The following is a 16,163-nucleotide window of genomic DNA, read 5'->3' as shown; positions in this document are numbered from 1 at the left end:
AGGGAACGCAAAGTAGCATCACATATACGTCAAGTTTAGCACAGGTATAGAGGAATTATCAAAGAAGAAAAAGGAATAGGGCAATTCCGGTGAGGGCGCAGCCACCGCAGGGAAGCAGCAGCTGTTTCCAGGTGGTGATCAGGTCGGTGGAAAAGTATTCACAGGTCAACATGAAGCAGATGTGGATCGGTGAAATCATTACTCCGGTGAAGCCGCTGAAGGTGGCGAGGATGAGGTAAGCCAGGGTCTGGTCCTGCAGGTGCATCAGCTCCAGCAGGCCGAGTAGCAACGGAAAGGTTGCGCCGACAAAGGCCACGGTGATTCCCGAGACAACCCCTACCAGGAAGGGGAGGAAAATCGCCGTGGCCAGGAGAGCAGCCTGGTCGCCGCTTGCTGCAGCCATAGCCTCGACGACCCCGGCTGCCTGCATAGTGTCTTTGTAGATGAAGATTGCCGCAATAACCCCAAGCATGGACCAGAGACTTTTTTTGCCGAGGATGCTGGTCAGGGAGCGGGTGCCCAGCTTGTTTTGTACCATGACGCTTCCAACTGCCACGGCCAGCGCACCTATGACTCCCCACTCAAAAGGAAGGTGAGGCGCATAACGGGCCAACAGAGATTCGCATCCAATGGCACCGATGATGGCGATAAGCAGAGGGACGGCTTCTTTGACTGCCAGCGACAGACGAGGTTCGGCGACAGACTGCCTCTTCCCGGCGGAAAGGCTCACATTCCGTACCGCCGGTCGAAGAAGAAAAAGCCAGCCAAAGACGAACATGGCCGCAACCCCGGGCCAGCTCCTGGAGACAAAGGCAGAGAGAGGGATGTCGGCCAGGGCAACGATGAGAATAATCCCGGGATACAGCGGCCAGGCCAGCTCCCAGACATGACGGAACCAGTAGTTGATCAGGGCACGGTCAATATCCCGAATCGGCATCTCTGCAGATACTGCTTTGACCATGGGTGCCGAAAAGACCGCTCCTCCAGGCATGGGCAGCAGACCTATGAGTGCAGGAAAAAAGATGAGCCGCAGCTTGTTGCCCTGCAGATAGCCGGAGAGGGCCTCCATCAATCGCTGCGACTGTCCGGAACGCTCAAGACTGTCTGACAGGAGCAGGATCAGGCCGACAATGGCTATCAGGAGAAGGAATTTCTCGTTGCCCAGAGCAAGAATACTGACCTGCAGCCATTGACCGACGTCAAGACCGAACAGGAGGCCAGTTGCCAGCGAACCGACGAGTACAGCCAACCATAATCCCAGCTTAAAGCGGATACAGCAGAGTATCAGCGCAAAAGCAGCGGCAACTTTCATATAGGGGAGCAGCCCCATGATCCCATGCATCCGGATATCCTGTGGTGAGTTGAGCGTAAGGCGGGAAAGGGCAAAGCAGCGGGAATCCTTGCCCACTCTCCAGGCAGAGACTATACAGGAGCACAGGGAAGAAGTCACTCATCTCGCCCCTACAGAATGAAACAGCGTGGGTGGAGGTACCGCAACCTGGTGATCGGCAGGGACCAGGGCAAGGGCACGCTGCCCCGGAGTGCAACCGGACAGCGTGCCTTCCACTCAGTCTTCTTGTTTCTCATCCGACACATTTACCGGTGGCTCTATTGTTTCCCTCGTCGCTTTCCTCCACTTCCTGGCCGGCATCAATGGTAATGGAGAAGTCGCAATCAGGATTAAAGCACCCACGGGGTAAGGTGAACAGCAGGTCCACCTGTTGTCCAGCGTTGAGCGCCGGAGTCGGCTGGGCAAAGAGGCCGAAGCGGCCAAAGTCGACCAGGGTGGTTGAGGTTCCGGAGGTTCCTCCACCCTGGTTTTGTACCGTGACCACCAGGTGACCATCCCGTATCCTGCAGAAGTGGCCTGCCGGTGAGGGAACAGGGATCAGGTCCGGGCGGACCCCGCCGAGTCGAAGCGAAGGATCGCCAAAAAGCAGCATCTTGTGGATATGATGGTACTGTGCTGCCGTGTACCAGCTGGTACCCGGATAGGTGAGTCCGTTGATGACGTTGGCAACAAATTTTGTGAGCGCGCCATTCCATGCGGTACCAAGGGTATCAGCGCCTGCGGCGTACTGTTCAAAAAAGAACTTCGCCAGGGTATGGCTGTCTCCCTGGGTGCCGGTATAGGAACCGATAAAGGCAATGCCCCCCACGTTGTGCTTTACCAGAAAATGCTCAGCCAGGGCATCGACATCGTACCCGGAAGGGGACAACCCGAGTGGTTCAGGACCCCATTTGTACTTGGCAAAGCGTGTTTCTCCATATGGGGCCCCCTGGTACTCGTATCCCCATTTCGCAAAATAGGGACCATTCCCGGTATGGAACATGGCGGTGCTGCAGGCAGCTGAAAAAATGACCGGCAACTTCTTTGAGTTATTCAGCAGGGGAATGGCTGTATAGTCGTACCAGCCGCCCCAGCCGCCCCCATCGGCTGCCGGCGGGTTGACCCCCCAGCCATGGCCGACATAGCTGAGGAACCCCACCCCCCTGTTCAGCTCGTTCTCGATGAGCAGACGACGCTGAGCAGGCGTGGTCGTGGGCCAGATCTGGTCATGGTAGAGCTTGACGGTGTTAAAGGAAAGGGATTGCAGCTGGGTACCTATGTGATTGTTGGTGCTGTTGGACCATGGATAGTCACCGGTCAGGAGCAGAGCCCGTTTGAACCAGTCGCTGCTCGCTGTGGTTTCGTAAGTGATGACCTTGTGGACGTAGGTCCTCAGTTCCTCTTCGGTGGACACAGGCACCCTGCCCACCGCCACATCAGGTATCAGGTCCAGTTTGTCCTGGTTGAGGTCGTCGGCATTTTGGGCATAATTTGCCTGCATCTCGCCGAAACGGTCATCGTTGTCATGGTCCCAGCTCTGGAAGGCTCCTCCCTGGTCAAAAAGATCCGCATAGTAGAGGTCGGAGGGGGCATAGGCGTGACCCCAGTGCCCCAGGTCATAGGTTTTGGTGTAACGGACCGGAAATCTGTCGCAGTCCCCAACAAGCATCACATACCTGATACCCCATCGTTTTCTGGCCAGTGCGATGGCGTTTTTGATGATCTCGGCATGATCCCGCCCGCGCAGCTGAGGTTCTTGGTACAGGTCATCGAGAAGCAGCATGATGGTCGGCATGCCGGTGCGGTTTTTGTGCTCCACCAGGGGGAGAAGGATTTTTCCGAATCCATCCAGCTGCTGGCTATTGCCCACGGTTTGTTTTTTACTGTGGGTGAGGATAAGCAGTTGGTAGCGGGCATCGTCCTGCATCATCGGGGTATAGGATCCGTGGTCTTCTTCTGGTGCGGCAAGTGATGTCGGCGCAATCGGTGGAACTGGTGGTGGACTGGTTGGGCTTACTGCGTCAAAATGCTGCATGGTGAAGCTGCGCAGCAGCTGGGAGGTTTTTCCCAGCTTGTTGGTAACCATAAGCTTCAGGGTATTGTTTCCTGCAAAGGCCGGCAACTGGAGATCAAAGGTGTAAAGGGGGGGCCTGCCGGCACAGGGGCGCTCTCGATCCCCGCAAATGGTGAAAAAAATCCCTGTGTGTTCACCGGTGACCTCTGCCAGGATGTGGGCTGGAGAGGACCAGTCTCTGACAGTGAAAGAGAGGGTGGTGCTGAGTGTTGGATCAAGGAATTGCTCACCCTGGCGTGGAGTGGAGATATTAATGTCCGGAAAACCACGCTGGGGTGTCCTTTGTTGGGCGATCACGGTTGCCGGGATGAGCAGGAAGAGGCTCACGAACGGAATAATTAACCGGCTGATTGTCGGCAGATGGTTCATATCTCCTCCTTGAAGTGGTGGAATAGCAGGGTACACGGTGTTGAACACCTCGGGGCTCCGTGCCTTCCTTTTCCTTGGCACCTGCCTGCCGGTTAGGCATGCGGCTATCCCCACACCGGCTGCACAGGGGTGAACTGCGCAAAATTAAGCATGTATCGTGCCAGGTATTTGTAAAAGCCGCAGGGCGTGCATTGCCGGGGATGGAGAGAGTGATACCTTCTCATTGGTGTGAGGGATGGGAGGTCAGTGGTGGTGCATTTGCAGCACCGCGATGGTGGATATCAACCAGGCACCATGGCGCACCCGGTTGAAAAAGGACCGGGTTGAGTGGGGTGGTGACCTGCGCCTCCTCTTGACGGAGTGGGTTTGCCGTGGTTTGGTTGAACCACGGAGGCAAGATCGTGCAGGGGAAGAGCCTTGTTGTCGAGTGTCTTTCCCTTCAACCAAACAACAGGCGAGTATGTCCAGAAATGTTGATATTGTTTTTACCGATCTCGACGGGACCCTGCTGACCACGGAAAAAGAGGTCAGCAGGCGTACCCTTGCCCTCTTCCGCGGATTGCAGGAGCGGGGAATTTCCCGGGTGATTGCCACCGGGCGCTCCTACTTTTCCCTGCAAAAGGTCATTACCCGGGATTTTCCGGCAGACTACCTGATAGTTTCTTCCGGAGCCGGGATTGTTGAAGCCCGTAGCCGGAGACTGCTTTTCTCCAAGCCGTTTACCGGGGAGGATATCCATATCATTGCCAGGCGAATGCTCAGCCACGGGCTGGATTTTATGGTTCACCATGAGGTGCCTGAAAATCATTGTTTTATGTACCACCAGAGCAGCGACTATAATCCTGATTTCCGGAGAAGGCTGGAAGCCTATCGCGGCTACGCCAATCCCTTGAACTGCATTGCCGCCTTGCCCGAAAGGTCAGCCCAGATCATCGCGATATTGCCGGAGGACCCCTCGTTTTTTGAACGCATCAAAGCCTTTTTTACCGGATACCAGGTTATCAGGGCAACCTCTCCGCTTGATCACCGCTCCATCTGGATGGAAGTTTATCCGTCGGGGATCTCCAAGGGTGGCGCCGCCAGGTGGCTGTGTGACTACCTGCACCTCGAGGTCGCTCGAACCATGGGCATAGGCAATGATTACAATGATATCGACTTACTGGATTTCACCGGCCTCAGTTACGTGGTAGCCAATGCCCCGGCAGAACTGCGAAAAAAATACCTGTTGACGTTGTCCAACGATGAGCACGGGGTGTATCATGCCATCAGGGAGCATGCCGGGGAGAGTCAGGTTACCGGCGTTTGTAGAAGTATATGACCACCATCAGCTTGGCACGTGTTTCGCCAAGGCTGCGGCCGGTGTGAGGCGTTCTCGAGTCAAAGTAAATGTGATCGCCGGCATCAAGAACATGGGTCTGGTCGCCGTATTGGAATTCCATGGTTCCTTCCAGGACGTAAATGAATTCCTCTCCCTCGTGAGTGAACAACTGGGGAAAGGCAAACGGAGCGTAGATGATAAAGGGCTCCATATTTTTTCCCGGTTTATCCGCAGCAAGTACTGTGTAGTCATAGCCGACATAATGGGAACTTTCGCGGATGATGCGGCCATCCTTCCCCCTGCCGACAACGATGGACCTGTCCCGGGCATGCCCGGTTTCCTGCCTGAAGATATCGGTTATTTCCACGCCAAGGGCATCGGCTATCTTACTGAGGGTGGAGTAGGGGGGGGCTTTTTCTGAGCGTTCAATTTTAGAGAGGTACCCCTTTGTCAGGCCGGCACGGTCTGCAAGCTCCTGCAGGGTCATCTGCCGCTCTTTTCTCGATTGCTGGATGTTGGCAGCTATAGTTTTTTCATCCATTGTTCACGTGTGACCAAGATATCGCTGGATGCGGTACAGGAAGCCGTTATGCAGATTTCAGCAGCATGGCCAGGTAGCGGGCCGGGTGCATGACGGTAAGCTCACTATCAGCTTCAAGCTGTCCAGCAAGATTCAGACGACAGACCGGACAATCGGTAAGCCATATGCGTGCACCTGTCTGCAGGGCATTGGCGATCTTGTCTCTACCCATGCGGGCCGATACCTCGGGGTATTCGTAAAAAAATGTACCGCCTCCGCCGCAGCAGGCTGATCGGTCGGCGCTCGGCAGATAAGTGATTTCAGGTAATGCCTCCAGGACTCTTTCCGCGGAAACAAAGGTGTTTTTCAGATGGCAGGGCGTGTGGTAGGTCACTGCAGGCAAGGTCCTGTTGGGATCGTGCAGCTGTTTGCGAAATAGCCTCAGCCGGTGAAAGACAAAGCTCATGAGGTCGGTGACCTTGGCACTGAGTGCGCGAGCCGGTCCTTCGTCCTCTCCGTAGGCGTGCATGAGTTCGGGAAACCGTTCTTTCAGCGCCATCCCGCAGGTGGGGCAGTCGACAATAACCGCCTCGGCGTCGGTGTCCCGCAGGCAGCTGATATTCTGCAGGATATTGTGTTTTGCCTGTTCCTCCCCACCGTGGAGGAGCATGGGCAGGGAGCAGCAGGTCTGCTGGCGGGGAATGATGACCCGGTACCCCATGGCGGTGAGGAGTTCGACAGTGGCGTGACCGGTCTCGGGATAGAGATAATTGGTCGCGCAGCCGGTAAAGTAAAGAACCACGCCCTGTTCCTCGCTCAGGGGAGGGTTGTTCTCTGCCGCTGTGGCGCGAAACGGGGAGTGCTGCAGACTGGGAAGGTTGGACAGCGGGATGTTGCCCAGGGTGCACCGCTGTTGAACCCCGGCAGGAAGCAGATTCCTCCCCAGGCGGGCCGCTCCGGCAGCCAGACGCAGTCGTCGCTCCCTGGCGAGCAGGTACACCAGGCTTCTTATTTCCGGGCGCTCGCCATGATCGCGGATGAGCCGTGACCGCATCTCCATAAATAGTGACTCGTGATCAACCCCGGAAGGGCAGATGGCTGAGCAGCTGCCGCACATGAGGCATTTACTGATGAGTTCTTTGAGCAGGGCCGAGGAGGACAACCGTTTTTCCCTGTAGGCCCTGGCGAGCTGCACCCGGGCTCGAGGAGAGGCATGCTCTTCCTTGAGCACTTTGTACACCGGGCAGACCGTGAGGCAGATACCGCACTTGCCGCAGTTGCCGCTGTGTTGCGTACTCATACGAATTTGCCCGGATTGAGGATCTCTTGCGGGTCCACCGCCTGTTTGATGACCTTCATGAATTCGCGGGTGTCGTCACCCATAACCAGCGGGAGAAATTCGGCCTTGGCCAAGCCTATCCCGTGCTCGCCGGACAAGGTACCGTTGAGTTCGGCTGCAGCTGCAAAGATTTCCCTGAAAGCCTTTTCCACCCGTTGCCACTCTTCGCGGTTATTGCGGTCGGCGCAGATCAGGGGATGCATATTGCCATCGCCGGCGTGTGCCAATACCCCTGAAGTGAGCTGGTAGTGGGCGGTAATCGCATTGATGCGTTTAATCATCTGCGGCACCTTGCTTACCGGGACGGTCACATCCTCGGAAAGGATGTCTGGCGCAATCTTGGCAAATACCCCGTAAGCCGCCCTTCTAGCTGCCCATAACCGATCGCGTTCTTCTGCGGTTGCAGCCTCCTGAATACCGGTCGCGCCATGCTCTTCGACCTTGGCCACGATCAGCTCCCGTTCCCGTTCGCACGCCTGTTTGATGCCGTCCACCTCAATAAGCAGCAACCCTGCCGCTTCCCTCGGCAGGCCCAGCTGCACCGAATCTTCGATGGCATTGATGGTCATGTTGTCCATCAGTTCCATGGATACCGGGAGGATGCCGGAGCCGATGATCTCGGCTACCGCCTGGGCGGTGTTGTCCAGGTCGGCGAAGGTGACCAACAGGGTCTGGGTGGTTTCCGGTGCGGGGATGACCCGGAGGATGATTTCGGTGACAATGCCCAGTGTCCCCTCCGACCCGCAGAAGAGGGCGGAAAGTTTGTAACCGGTAACATCTTTGATGTTTCTGCTGCCGAAGCGGACAATCTTGCCGGAGGCCAGAACGACCTCCATGCCCAGAACGTAGTCAACAGTAACCCCGTATTTGAGGCAGCGCGGTCCGCCGGCGTTCTGGGCCACATTGCCGCCAAGGGTGGAAAACTCCATGGAGCCGGGGTCAGGCGGGAAAAAGAAACCGGAAGGCGCAAGCGCACGCTGCAGATCGCCGTTGATCACCCCAGGCTGGACAATGGCATACCGGTCGCGGGTGTTGACCTCAAGGATTCGGTCCATTTTGGAGAAGCAGAGCACGATGCCGTGCCGTATCGGCACCGGGGCCCCGCAGACGCTGGTTCCTGCACCGCGTGCGGTCACAGGAACCCCTGCTGCGGAGGCCACCTGGAGGATGGCTGATACCTCCTGGGTGGTAAGCGGAAAAAGGACCACCTCGGGCATGGATTCTTCGAGAAACGAGTCATAGGCATAGCAGGCCAGGATCTCGGTCTCGTCGATGTATCGTTCTGGCCCGACGATGGCGGAAAGTTGTTGTCTGGTGGAAGTGGTAAGCATAGCGCGTTCAGTTACCTGAGCAGCAGCTCGGGCAGGAGAAGAGAAATCGAGGGGATGTAGGTGACCAGCATCAGGCAGAGGAGCATAATCCCCAGAAAAGGCAGTACGCCTCTGGCAATGGTGACCAATGGGCGTTTGGTCAGTCCGGAGGCAACAAAAAGGTTGAGCCCAAAGGGTGGGGTCAGCATGCCCAACTGGATATTGAGCACCATGACTACCCCGAAATGGACCAGGTCGATGCCGTAGCGGTTCAGGGTTTCATAAAATAAGGGTGCCAGAATCAGCATGGCGCTGACATCATCCATAAAGCAGCCAAGCACCAGGAAAAGGAGGTTGACGCACAGCAGGAACATCCATGGGTGATGGATGTGGGTGATGATGATGTCTGCCAGTTGCTGGGGAATCTGTTCAGCGGTCAGCAGCCACAGAAAGGTCATGGCACAGGCGAGAATGAAGAGCAGACAGGCGGAGAGGACCGACGCCTCGGTGCAGATATCGGTGAGTTGCCGAAACCTGATCTCTTTATAGACGCATAACTCGATTACCAGGGCATAGACAACGCTCACCGCAGCGGCCTCGGTGGGAGTGAAAAGGCCGGAGTAGATGCCGCCCAGTACGAGCAAGGGTAACAACAGGGCCCAAAATCCCTGTCTGGCGGCAGTAAGGATGTCGCCCAGCGAGGCCTGTTTTTCAATTCGCCAGTTGCACCTTCGGGCAACCAGAAAGGTGAAGGCCATCAGGGCGCAGCCAATCAGCAACCCAGGCAGCACGCCGGCCATGAATATTTCCGCCACTGAAACGTTCATCACCAGACAGTAAAGGATCATGGGAATGGAAGGAGGGATAACGATGCCCAACGAACCGGAGACGGTGATCAGCCCCAGGGAGAAGCGTTCGTGGTAACCGGCCTTGATGAGGGCGGGGATCATGATCGAGCCGATTGCCACCACTGTGGCCGGAGAGGAGCCGGAGATGGCGGCAAAAAAAATGCACCCCAGAATGCCGGCCATACCAAGCCCGCCGGGGAACCAGCCTACCAGAGCGTTGACAAAGTTGATCAGGCGCCGGGCAATGCCGCCGTGGGTCATGAGTGAGCCGGCCAGGATAAAAAACGGAACAGCCAGGAGCACAAACTTGTCCAGGGCATTAAACAGCTGCTGGGCAATGATGTGCAGCGGGGTGCCGGTAAAGAATACCAGCGAGAGGGCGGTGGTTATCCCCAGGATGATGGCAATGGGCACCCCGGCGAAAAGGAGCAGAAAAAAAGAGGCGCAGACAACCGCAATCATCCCCTTTCCTCCCTGATCGACGCTTGACGCAACTGGAGGATGAACAGGAAGCCGGCAGCAAAAAAACGGATGCTCATTACCAGGGAAAAAAAAGGGATCGGCAGGTAGGCCAGGTACATGGGGATTTCCATGGTCGGGGAAGTCGTCTCGTATCCGTGCATGCGGAGTACAATTTTCATGGAATACACCACCACCAGCAGACAGAAAGAGCCGGAGAGCAGGGCCGTGGTGCATTGAAGGAGTTGTTTCCACGGTTTGTTCAACCTGGTGACCAGAAGATCCATGGTGAAGTGTCCGCCGGTCTTGACGCCGATGGCTGCCCCGAGAAAGGTGATGAATACCCCCAGGTAGCGGCCAAGCTCTTCATACCAGGTAAAGCTGTAGTTGAGCGCATAACGGGTGAGGACCTGCACCGCACCGATAATCGCCAGACCCAGGATCGTCCACACCAGGACGGTCTTTTCCAGCCGGTCCAGCCATTGAATAATACCTTTTGCCGCCATGTTCCTGCGTTAGCTCCTGTCGGTCGAGGGTGCAGCTGCTACTGCTGATGCTCCTGTATTTTCTGCTGCACAAAGTCAAAAAGGTCACTACCGATTTTTTTCCGGTACTTATCCCACACCGGCAGCATGGCCTGACGAAATTGCTCCCGTTCTTCATCACTGAGGCGGATGATTTCGACTCCGTTTTCCTTGGCATACTGGGCTATAGAAATGCCGCTCTTGGGCAGTTTCTGATGAAGCTCGGCATTAACCCGGCGGTTGGTGGCAATGGCCACCTTGGCAGCCTCGCGGAAAATTGCCTTGTCCTTATCGCTCAGGGTATCCCAGTAATCCATGCTGACAATGATAACGCACTCGGTCACGCTGTGCTGGGTGAGGGTCACATACTTGTTGACCTCAGTGAACTTGGCGAGCACGGTGGTGAGGAGCGGATTTTCCTGGGCATCGATCACCCCTGTCTGCAGGGCATTGTAAATCTCAGGAAAGGGTATACCCACCGGGGACGCACCAAGCTGCCGGAACGTATCCAGGTAAACGGGTGAATTCATGACCCGTACCTTAAGGCCCTTGATATCTTCCGGGGTATGGACAGGGCGTTTGTTGTTGGAAAAATCGCGGATCTCGTTCTCGGTCCATCCTATGGCCATAAACCCTTTTTTCGGAAAGTAGGAGAAGAATTTTTCCTGCAGTTCGGCATCGTCAAGAGTGGCATAGGCGGTGGCCCGGTCGGGGAAAAGAAAGGGTAAGTCCATGACGGCGGCCTGGGGAACAAAGTTCTGCATGACCGCCGTGGTGACGGTAGCCAGCTGCAGGGTGCCGCTCTGCACCTGTTCGGCCATGGAGCGTTCACCACCCAGTTGACCTGCCGGAAAGGTGGCGATATCGATCCGGCCGTCGGTGTTTTCCTTTACATAGGCGGCAAAGGCCTCAACCCCTTTGGATTGGCCGTGGAAGGGTGGTGCCACATGGCCGAATTTTACAGAGGCGGCTTGGCTGATCGAGGGCATGCCCGTCAGGAGCACCAGGGACAGGGCGGCGACAGTTAGCAACTTGAATGTACAGGGAATGGTGGTGGTCATGGTGTTCTCTCATGCATCGCTTGAAGGAAGACCTGCCCTCCTCCTAGAGGGGGCGGGTCGCAGGGCCTATGGGCCATGGTTCATTTTGGGTAATAATCCGGTCGATCATACCGGTGGTTTTCTAATTGTCAACTTATTCCTCTGTGTAGAAACAGGGACGATGGAGAGTTTTGAAAAAAACATATTTGTTTCGATGTGTTGTAGTCTCCTTGTTGGTGAGGGAAAAGACGGGTGTTTCTCGATAGGAAACTTTGGGGCAGCTGATTTCTCTGTCCGTAGGTTGGGGTTACCGAAGCAGAGACACAGGTTTGCGACGGATTACCGATCGGGTAGCCAGGGCGGCGGTAACGATGCAGGTGAGGATAGTCACGGTTGCTATGGTCAGGGTTGCCGGCAGGTTCACGCTCCAGAGGCGATCGAAAAAATACCAGGAAAACAGATAGGAAAGGCCGCTGCTCAGTATAACGGCAACCAGGCTGGCGGTGCAGCCGAGGATACCGAATTCCATGACCGCGAGTAATCTGATCGAAGCAAACCGCGCTCCCAGGACTTTGAGAAGGTTGATCTCCTTGTCATGGGCAGCGGCCTCGTTGCCGGCAATGGAATAGAGCGCAGTCAGACCGGCACCGATGGCCAGTAGGGCCATGGACCTGATGGAAAAGGTCAATTTGTCGGTCAGGTCCATAAGGGTGGTGATGGTGGCGGTAACATCGATAACCGATACATTGGGAAACCGGTCGACAATGCCTGCTTTGAGCTGCATTTGCGCCTCTGGAGCGACATCGCTTACCGAGGCCAGATAGGTCTTGGGGGCGTTGTCCAACACTCCTGTCTGGAATAAAAGAAAAAAGTTGGGCTGAAAGCTGTTCCAACGGACCTTGCGGATATTCACCACCTTCCCTTCCAGCTGGATGCCCTGAATATCAAAGAGCATGCGGTCATGCAGGCCCAGATCATACCGTTTGCCGAAATGTTGGGCGATGGAGATCTCAAAGGGGGCTCCGGTCCGGGGAGACCAGGGAACAGTGGTCAGCCGCTCACCGGCGATGATGGTTTCCGAGGGATCAAGCGTATCACGGCTGGAAAAGTTGAATTCCGTTCGCCGCAATCCGCCGCGTCCCTTTCGGTCTGCCTGGATGCGATGCTGGTGAAAAGGGGTACCGTTGATGGAGACGATTCGCCCTCTGACCATGGGGGAGAGGGAAGAAAGTTCAGCTGCCCGGTGCTCAAAGTAATTGATCAGTTCGTTTCGTTGTTCCTCCTGGATGTCTACCAGGAAGAAAACAGGTATGCGTAAGCCGTCCGGTTGGCTGATTTCATCCTGCAGTCCTTTTTGGATTTGCGGTATCAGGTTAAGCAGAAACACTCCGGTGGCAATAGTGATAAATACCGAAAGCGAGGAAAAACGGTTGCGGTAGAGGTTGCGAAGCGTAATCCGCCTGAGGCCGGTGGAGCGTGAGGAGAGGCGGCGGCATAGCGCGAGAAACAGCCGGCCGATGACACCAAAAAGCAGCATGGCTGCCGCAACCCCTGCAGTGAAGACGGCCCCCTGGAGGACGGAGGAGGTCAGCAGGATCGCCAGCAGCAGAAAAAGCGCGGTAGCCGGGAGCAGACTGAGCCACCAACGCAGACTGCTTTGTGATGGGTGCTGCGCATTCCAACTTGCTCCCTCTTTCAGCAGGTGCAGTGGCCTGATCGATGAGAGCTTGATCAGTTCGGGGAGACAGAAGAGAAAGCTGCACGAAATACCCAGCAGGAAGGTGATGAGCATGGTTCCCGGGTGGAGAGCAACTGAAAATCCATCTGGCAGGACACCGCCAAAGATTGCCGGGATAAGTGGAAGGGTGCACCAGGTGACCAGGGCGGCCAACAAGGCGGCGGTCGACCCCATCATTGCCAGCTGGAGAAGAAAAAGCAGCATGCAGTGGTGCCGTTTGGCCCCAAGACTCATGAGGATGGCAATTTCTTTTACTCTGCCCTGGAAATAGCCACGAAAGAGGTAAGCCGCCGCAATGCCGGCAAGAAAAAGGGCCACGGTTCCGACCAAACCCATGTAGCCGAAAAAATAATCGGCAAGCCGGCCGATTCGCCGGTTGATATCGTGGGTGTCAAAGACCCGCAGGGGCGAATCACCATCAGCCAGGGCGTCCAGACGGCTGCGAAGCGCCGTTGTTGTTGCCCTGGCATCGACTGCAGGAGCAAGACGGTAGTAGACCAGATGGCCTATTCGGCTGCCAAACCGGATCAGGCCGGTCTGCTCAAGCTGACTCAGGCCGAGAAATATCTTCGGTGCCAGGTCGATGGAGGTCAAGTCATTGCCGGGCGCCTTGTCATAGAAGGCTGCGACCGCAAACCGGGCCTTGCCTATCTGGACGCACTCGCCTTGGTCCGCACCCAGTGCGGCGGCAGTCTCCCTGGTTACGAGAAGCCGGGGGCCGCTTTGCAGCAACGAAATCACCTTCTGGTGGGATTGCGCACTGGAATAGACGAAACCACCATACAGGGGATAGTTGTCGTCAATGGCGACGATTCGGCAGAGGATAGCATTGTTGGTTCCCTTGACCATGGAGTAGAAGGCGACCTGACGGGAGGTGGTCACCTCGCTGCCGAGGGTGTCGTGAATGACCTGCTGCTCGTCGGATTTGAGCGGGCGTGAGCTGTAGACCATCAGGTCGGCAGTAAGAATTTCCTGGAGGCTGTTTTCCAGGTAGCGGATGTAGGAGTTTTCCAGGGAGCCGATGGAAACCAGTCCGATCAATCCGATAGTCAGGTTACAGGTAAAGAGCAGGGTCAGGCGCCGGTGGCGGAAAAGGTCTTTCCAGCCTAATTTCAGCCAGCTGTTCATTGGAGCTTGCCCCGAAAAATGTTGACACGTCGTCGGCAGCGTTCGGCAAGTGCCGGATTATGGGTAACGACAACCATGGTCATGCCAAATTCATCCACCAGCTGGAACAGCAGGTCCGAGATGGCGTTGCCGGTATCGCTATCCAGATTACCAGTGGGTTCGTCGGCGAGCAGGATATCTGGTTGGATGACCAGCGCCCGGGCAATAGCCACCCGTTGGCATTCACCGCCGCTGAGTTGACCTGGAAGGTGATCTTTTCTGTCGACAAGTCCCGTCTTCTGAAGAATAGCATCAACTCGAGGGGTAATATCGGTGCCATGGTTGATCTCCAGCGGCAGCCTGATGTTTTCCTCTGCGCTTAAGTGAGGCATCAGGTGGAACTGTTGAAAAACAATGCCAATTCGGCGGCCTCGGAAATCCGTCAGCTCTCCTTCGTTCATGCTGGTGATGTCGCAGCCATCAATGGAAATGGAACCGCTGTCCGGCCTGTCCAAACCACCGAGTAAGGCGAGCAGGGTTGATTTGCCGCTTCCCGAGGGCCCGGTGACGGCAAGGGTTTCCCCGGGGGCAAGGTGCAGGTCAATACCCTGAAGTACAGGCAAGGCAGGCTTGCCGGCTTGTTGGTAGGCCTTATGAAGCTGGGTTGCAGTAAGCATTATTTACCGGTAGACAGGAGAGATGTTTGCTCAGGTGAGGGCGTAAGCCTTTGCAGGGCATGAACGATGTAAGGATAGGCAAGCAGGGCGATCTGCCGGTGTCCCTGGGGATTGGGATGGATGCCGTCGGCCAGGTTGAATGCCTCGCGTCCCGCTACCCCGTCGAGCAGGAAAGGTACGAAAAGAAGGTCATATTTCTCTGCAAGTTGTACATACACCTGGCGAAAACCGGTGCTGTATTCTTTACCGTAATTCGGCGGCACCATCATGCCGGCGAGAATCACGACCATTGACTGTTGTTTGGCCTGCTGGATGACCTGTTCAAGATTGCGATTGAGCTGGTCCAGGGCAAGACCGCGTAGGCCGTCGTTGGCCCCCAGGGCGAGAAAGAGGATGTCTGGTTGAACCTGTGCATACCATCGAAGCCGGGAAAGGGCTCCTGCCGAGGTTGAGCCGCTGATGCCCCCGTTGATAATGGTGATGGTCTCCGGATAATCCTGTTGCAGCATGTTGCTGATCAGGGAAGGATAGGCCTCGCTGCGTTCCACCCCATATCCCGAAGTTAATGAATCGCCGAGAAAGAGGATGGTGGTCGCTGGTGCCTGGACGGGAAGCCACAACACAACGAGGGCCAGCTGGAAAACGACGAAACGCACGATGTTCATAGAATCAGCAAAACCTTGAGAGAGCGGAATAGATTGTACCCTGGCGTATACAATGGGTATTTTTTTCCCCCGCACAAGGGGGAAACGGAAAAAGGCCCGATACTTGGTGAAGCATCGGGCCGGGGAGAGAGCATCAGGAGAGTAGTCTGCTAGTGGCGATATCGATGATGAGAGCGATGGTGCTTGTTTCGCCAATGTGGTTTATGCCAGTGACGACCAGGTCGGTGCCATGATCGACATGGGTGGACGCGGGTGGACATTATTCGATGTCCATGTCTGTCTTGGACATGCACTGTCCGTTTTTGATGGGAACGGACCGGCGGGTGAACGTAGCGGTGGTCGGAATAGGTAATGCCAATATGAACAGAAGAGTTTCCACCCGGTGCCCAACCGATGTGCCCTGCCTGTGCGGGTACGGACAGGGCTGTCAGGGAGACAAACAATCCTCCTGCCACTAAAAGAGTGGAGTACAGTGTTTTCATCGTGCCTACCTCTGCTGTGGAGATTAACAGCCTTCAATGGCTTTTTTGCCGGACGTGCGCAGTTTTACATCCACCCCTGTGGATAAGCCGTCCACGCTTTTGCATTCCATGGTCACCTTATTGTCCTCAATGTCGATGATGGTACAGCGAAGCGTCTTGGCATGTGCCAGACCGGGACCGAATGCCAGAGCAATGGCGACCAGTACAATAGAGAGTGTGTGTTTCATGGGAAGTACCTCCTTGGGTTGTAGGGAAAGGAAATCCTGTTGTTCATCTCTGCTTCACACCATAGGAGAGGGGACAGACGTTGTCAGTCGACATCGATGGACATACGCGCCATATCGGGTCATGTCGTCCCGACAT

The 16,163-nt window shown here is 55.9% G+C and carries 13 protein-coding genes; 1 reads left to right on the top strand and 12 read right to left on the bottom strand.

The features are described 5' to 3' along the window. Positions 1–58: 58 nt before the first annotated feature. Both ACZ52Z_RS12480 and ACZ52Z_RS12475 read right to left on the bottom strand, forming a co-directional pair. Positions 59–1,450, bottom strand: a complete 1,392-nt coding sequence (locus ACZ52Z_RS12480) for a DUF401 family protein (protein ID WP_464267110.1) — start codon at positions 1,448–1,450, stop codon at positions 59–61. A gap of 133 nt (positions 1,451–1,583) precedes the next feature. Further along, entirely contained in the window at positions 1,584–3,773 is a 2,190-nt protein-coding gene (locus tag ACZ52Z_RS12475) for a C25 family cysteine peptidase (protein ID WP_464267109.1), read from the bottom strand. 460 nt (positions 3,774–4,233) lie between these two features. Here ACZ52Z_RS12475 and ACZ52Z_RS12470 point away from each other — a divergent pair, with 460 nt between their 5' ends. Beyond that, the gene (locus ACZ52Z_RS12470; RefSeq protein WP_464267108.1) at positions 4,234–5,091 is read left to right on the top strand and encodes an HAD family hydrolase; all 858 of its coding nucleotides are present in this window, start codon (positions 4,234–4,236) and stop codon (positions 5,089–5,091) included. On the opposite strand, the gene ACZ52Z_RS12465 is transcribed toward ACZ52Z_RS12470, so the two are convergent. From ACZ52Z_RS12465 to ACZ52Z_RS12420, 10 genes are all read right to left on the bottom strand, one after another. Then, complete coding sequence (locus ACZ52Z_RS12465; RefSeq protein ID WP_464267107.1) at positions 5,066–5,632, bottom strand: helix-turn-helix domain-containing protein; 567 nt, start codon at positions 5,630–5,632, stop codon at positions 5,066–5,068. The two genes, ACZ52Z_RS12470 and ACZ52Z_RS12465, sit on opposite strands and share 26 nt — an antisense overlap. Before the next feature lie 46 nt (positions 5,633–5,678). Continuing rightward, positions 5,679–6,911, bottom strand: coding sequence for a (Fe-S)-binding protein (locus tag ACZ52Z_RS12460; protein ID WP_464267106.1), 1,233 nt, complete (start codon positions 6,909–6,911; stop codon positions 5,679–5,681). Beyond that, a complete protein-coding gene (locus tag ACZ52Z_RS12455) occupies positions 6,908–8,281 on the bottom strand; it encodes an FAD-binding oxidoreductase (RefSeq protein ID WP_464267105.1) in 1,374 nt (457 codons plus the stop codon). The genes ACZ52Z_RS12460 and ACZ52Z_RS12455 overlap by 4 nt, the downstream gene beginning before the upstream one ends. An 11-nt stretch (positions 8,282–8,292) precedes the next feature. Beyond that, positions 8,293–9,570, bottom strand: a complete 1,278-nt coding sequence (locus tag ACZ52Z_RS12450; RefSeq protein ID WP_464267104.1) for a TRAP transporter large permease — start codon at positions 9,568–9,570, stop codon at positions 8,293–8,295. Next, positions 9,567–10,073, bottom strand: a complete 507-nt coding sequence (locus tag ACZ52Z_RS12445; protein ID WP_464267103.1) for a TRAP transporter small permease — start codon at positions 10,071–10,073, stop codon at positions 9,567–9,569. The genes ACZ52Z_RS12450 and ACZ52Z_RS12445 overlap by 4 nt, the downstream gene beginning before the upstream one ends. A 38-nt stretch (positions 10,074–10,111) precedes the next feature. After that, positions 10,112–11,152 carry a TRAP transporter substrate-binding protein gene (locus tag ACZ52Z_RS12440; RefSeq protein ID WP_464267102.1) on the bottom strand — a complete coding sequence of 347 codons (1,041 nt, stop codon included), beginning with the start codon at positions 11,150–11,152 and terminating at the stop codon, positions 10,112–10,114. A 286-nt stretch (positions 11,153–11,438) separates the two neighbouring features. Further along, complete coding sequence (locus ACZ52Z_RS12435) at positions 11,439–13,997, bottom strand: ABC transporter permease (protein ID WP_464267101.1); 2,559 nt, start codon at positions 13,995–13,997, stop codon at positions 11,439–11,441. Next, on the bottom strand, positions 13,994–14,653 hold the full coding sequence (locus ACZ52Z_RS12430; RefSeq protein ID WP_464267100.1) for an ABC transporter ATP-binding protein: 660 nt from the start codon (positions 14,651–14,653) through the stop codon (positions 13,994–13,996). Before ACZ52Z_RS12430 ends, ACZ52Z_RS12435 begins: the two co-directional genes overlap by 4 nt. Next, complete coding sequence (locus tag ACZ52Z_RS12425) at positions 14,653–15,318, bottom strand: arylesterase (protein WP_464267099.1); 666 nt, start codon at positions 15,316–15,318, stop codon at positions 14,653–14,655. The genes ACZ52Z_RS12430 and ACZ52Z_RS12425 overlap by 1 nt, the downstream gene beginning before the upstream one ends. Positions 15,319–15,823: 505 nt before the next feature. After that, positions 15,824–16,027, bottom strand: a complete 204-nt coding sequence (locus ACZ52Z_RS12420; protein ID WP_464267098.1) for a hypothetical protein — start codon at positions 16,025–16,027, stop codon at positions 15,824–15,826. Positions 16,028–16,163: the final 136 nt, after the last annotated feature.

This window comes from Desulfogranum aggregans (assembly GCF_055398265.1).
This window is presented reverse-complemented; position numbering and strand designations above follow the sequence as displayed.

Coding starts and splice junctions, on each gene's coding strand:
- ACZ52Z_RS12435 (WP_464267101.1), bottom strand. CDS start 13,997: ATGAACAGCTGGCTGAAATTAGGCTGGAAAGACCTTTTCCGCCACCGG.
- ACZ52Z_RS12440 (WP_464267102.1), bottom strand. CDS start 11,152: ATGACCACCACCATTCCCTGTACATTCAAGTTGCTAACTGTCGCCGCC.
- ACZ52Z_RS12445 (WP_464267103.1), bottom strand. CDS start 10,073: ATGGCGGCAAAAGGTATTATTCAATGGCTGGACCGGCTGGAAAAGACC.
- ACZ52Z_RS12455 (WP_464267105.1), bottom strand. CDS start 8,281: ATGCTTACCACTTCCACCAGACAACAACTTTCCGCCATCGTCGGGCCA.
- ACZ52Z_RS12425 (WP_464267099.1), bottom strand. CDS start 15,318: ATGAACATCGTGCGTTTCGTCGTTTTCCAGCTGGCCCTCGTTGTGTTG.
- ACZ52Z_RS12420 (WP_464267098.1), bottom strand. CDS start 16,027: ATGAAACACACACTCTCTATTGTACTGGTCGCCATTGCTCTGGCATTC.
- ACZ52Z_RS12450 (WP_464267104.1), bottom strand. CDS start 9,570: ATGATTGCGGTTGTCTGCGCCTCTTTTTTTCTGCTCCTTTTCGCCGGG.
- ACZ52Z_RS12465 (WP_464267107.1), bottom strand. CDS start 5,632: ATGGATGAAAAAACTATAGCTGCCAACATCCAGCAATCGAGAAAAGAG.
- ACZ52Z_RS12475 (WP_464267109.1), bottom strand. CDS start 3,773: ATGAACCATCTGCCGACAATCAGCCGGTTAATTATTCCGTTCGTGAGC.
- ACZ52Z_RS12460 (WP_464267106.1), bottom strand. CDS start 6,911: ATGAGTACGCAACACAGCGGCAACTGCGGCAAGTGCGGTATCTGCCTC.
- ACZ52Z_RS12430 (WP_464267100.1), bottom strand. CDS start 14,653: ATGCTTACTGCAACCCAGCTTCATAAGGCCTACCAACAAGCCGGCAAG.
- ACZ52Z_RS12470 (WP_464267108.1), top strand. CDS start 4,234: ATGTCCAGAAATGTTGATATTGTTTTTACCGATCTCGACGGGACCCTG.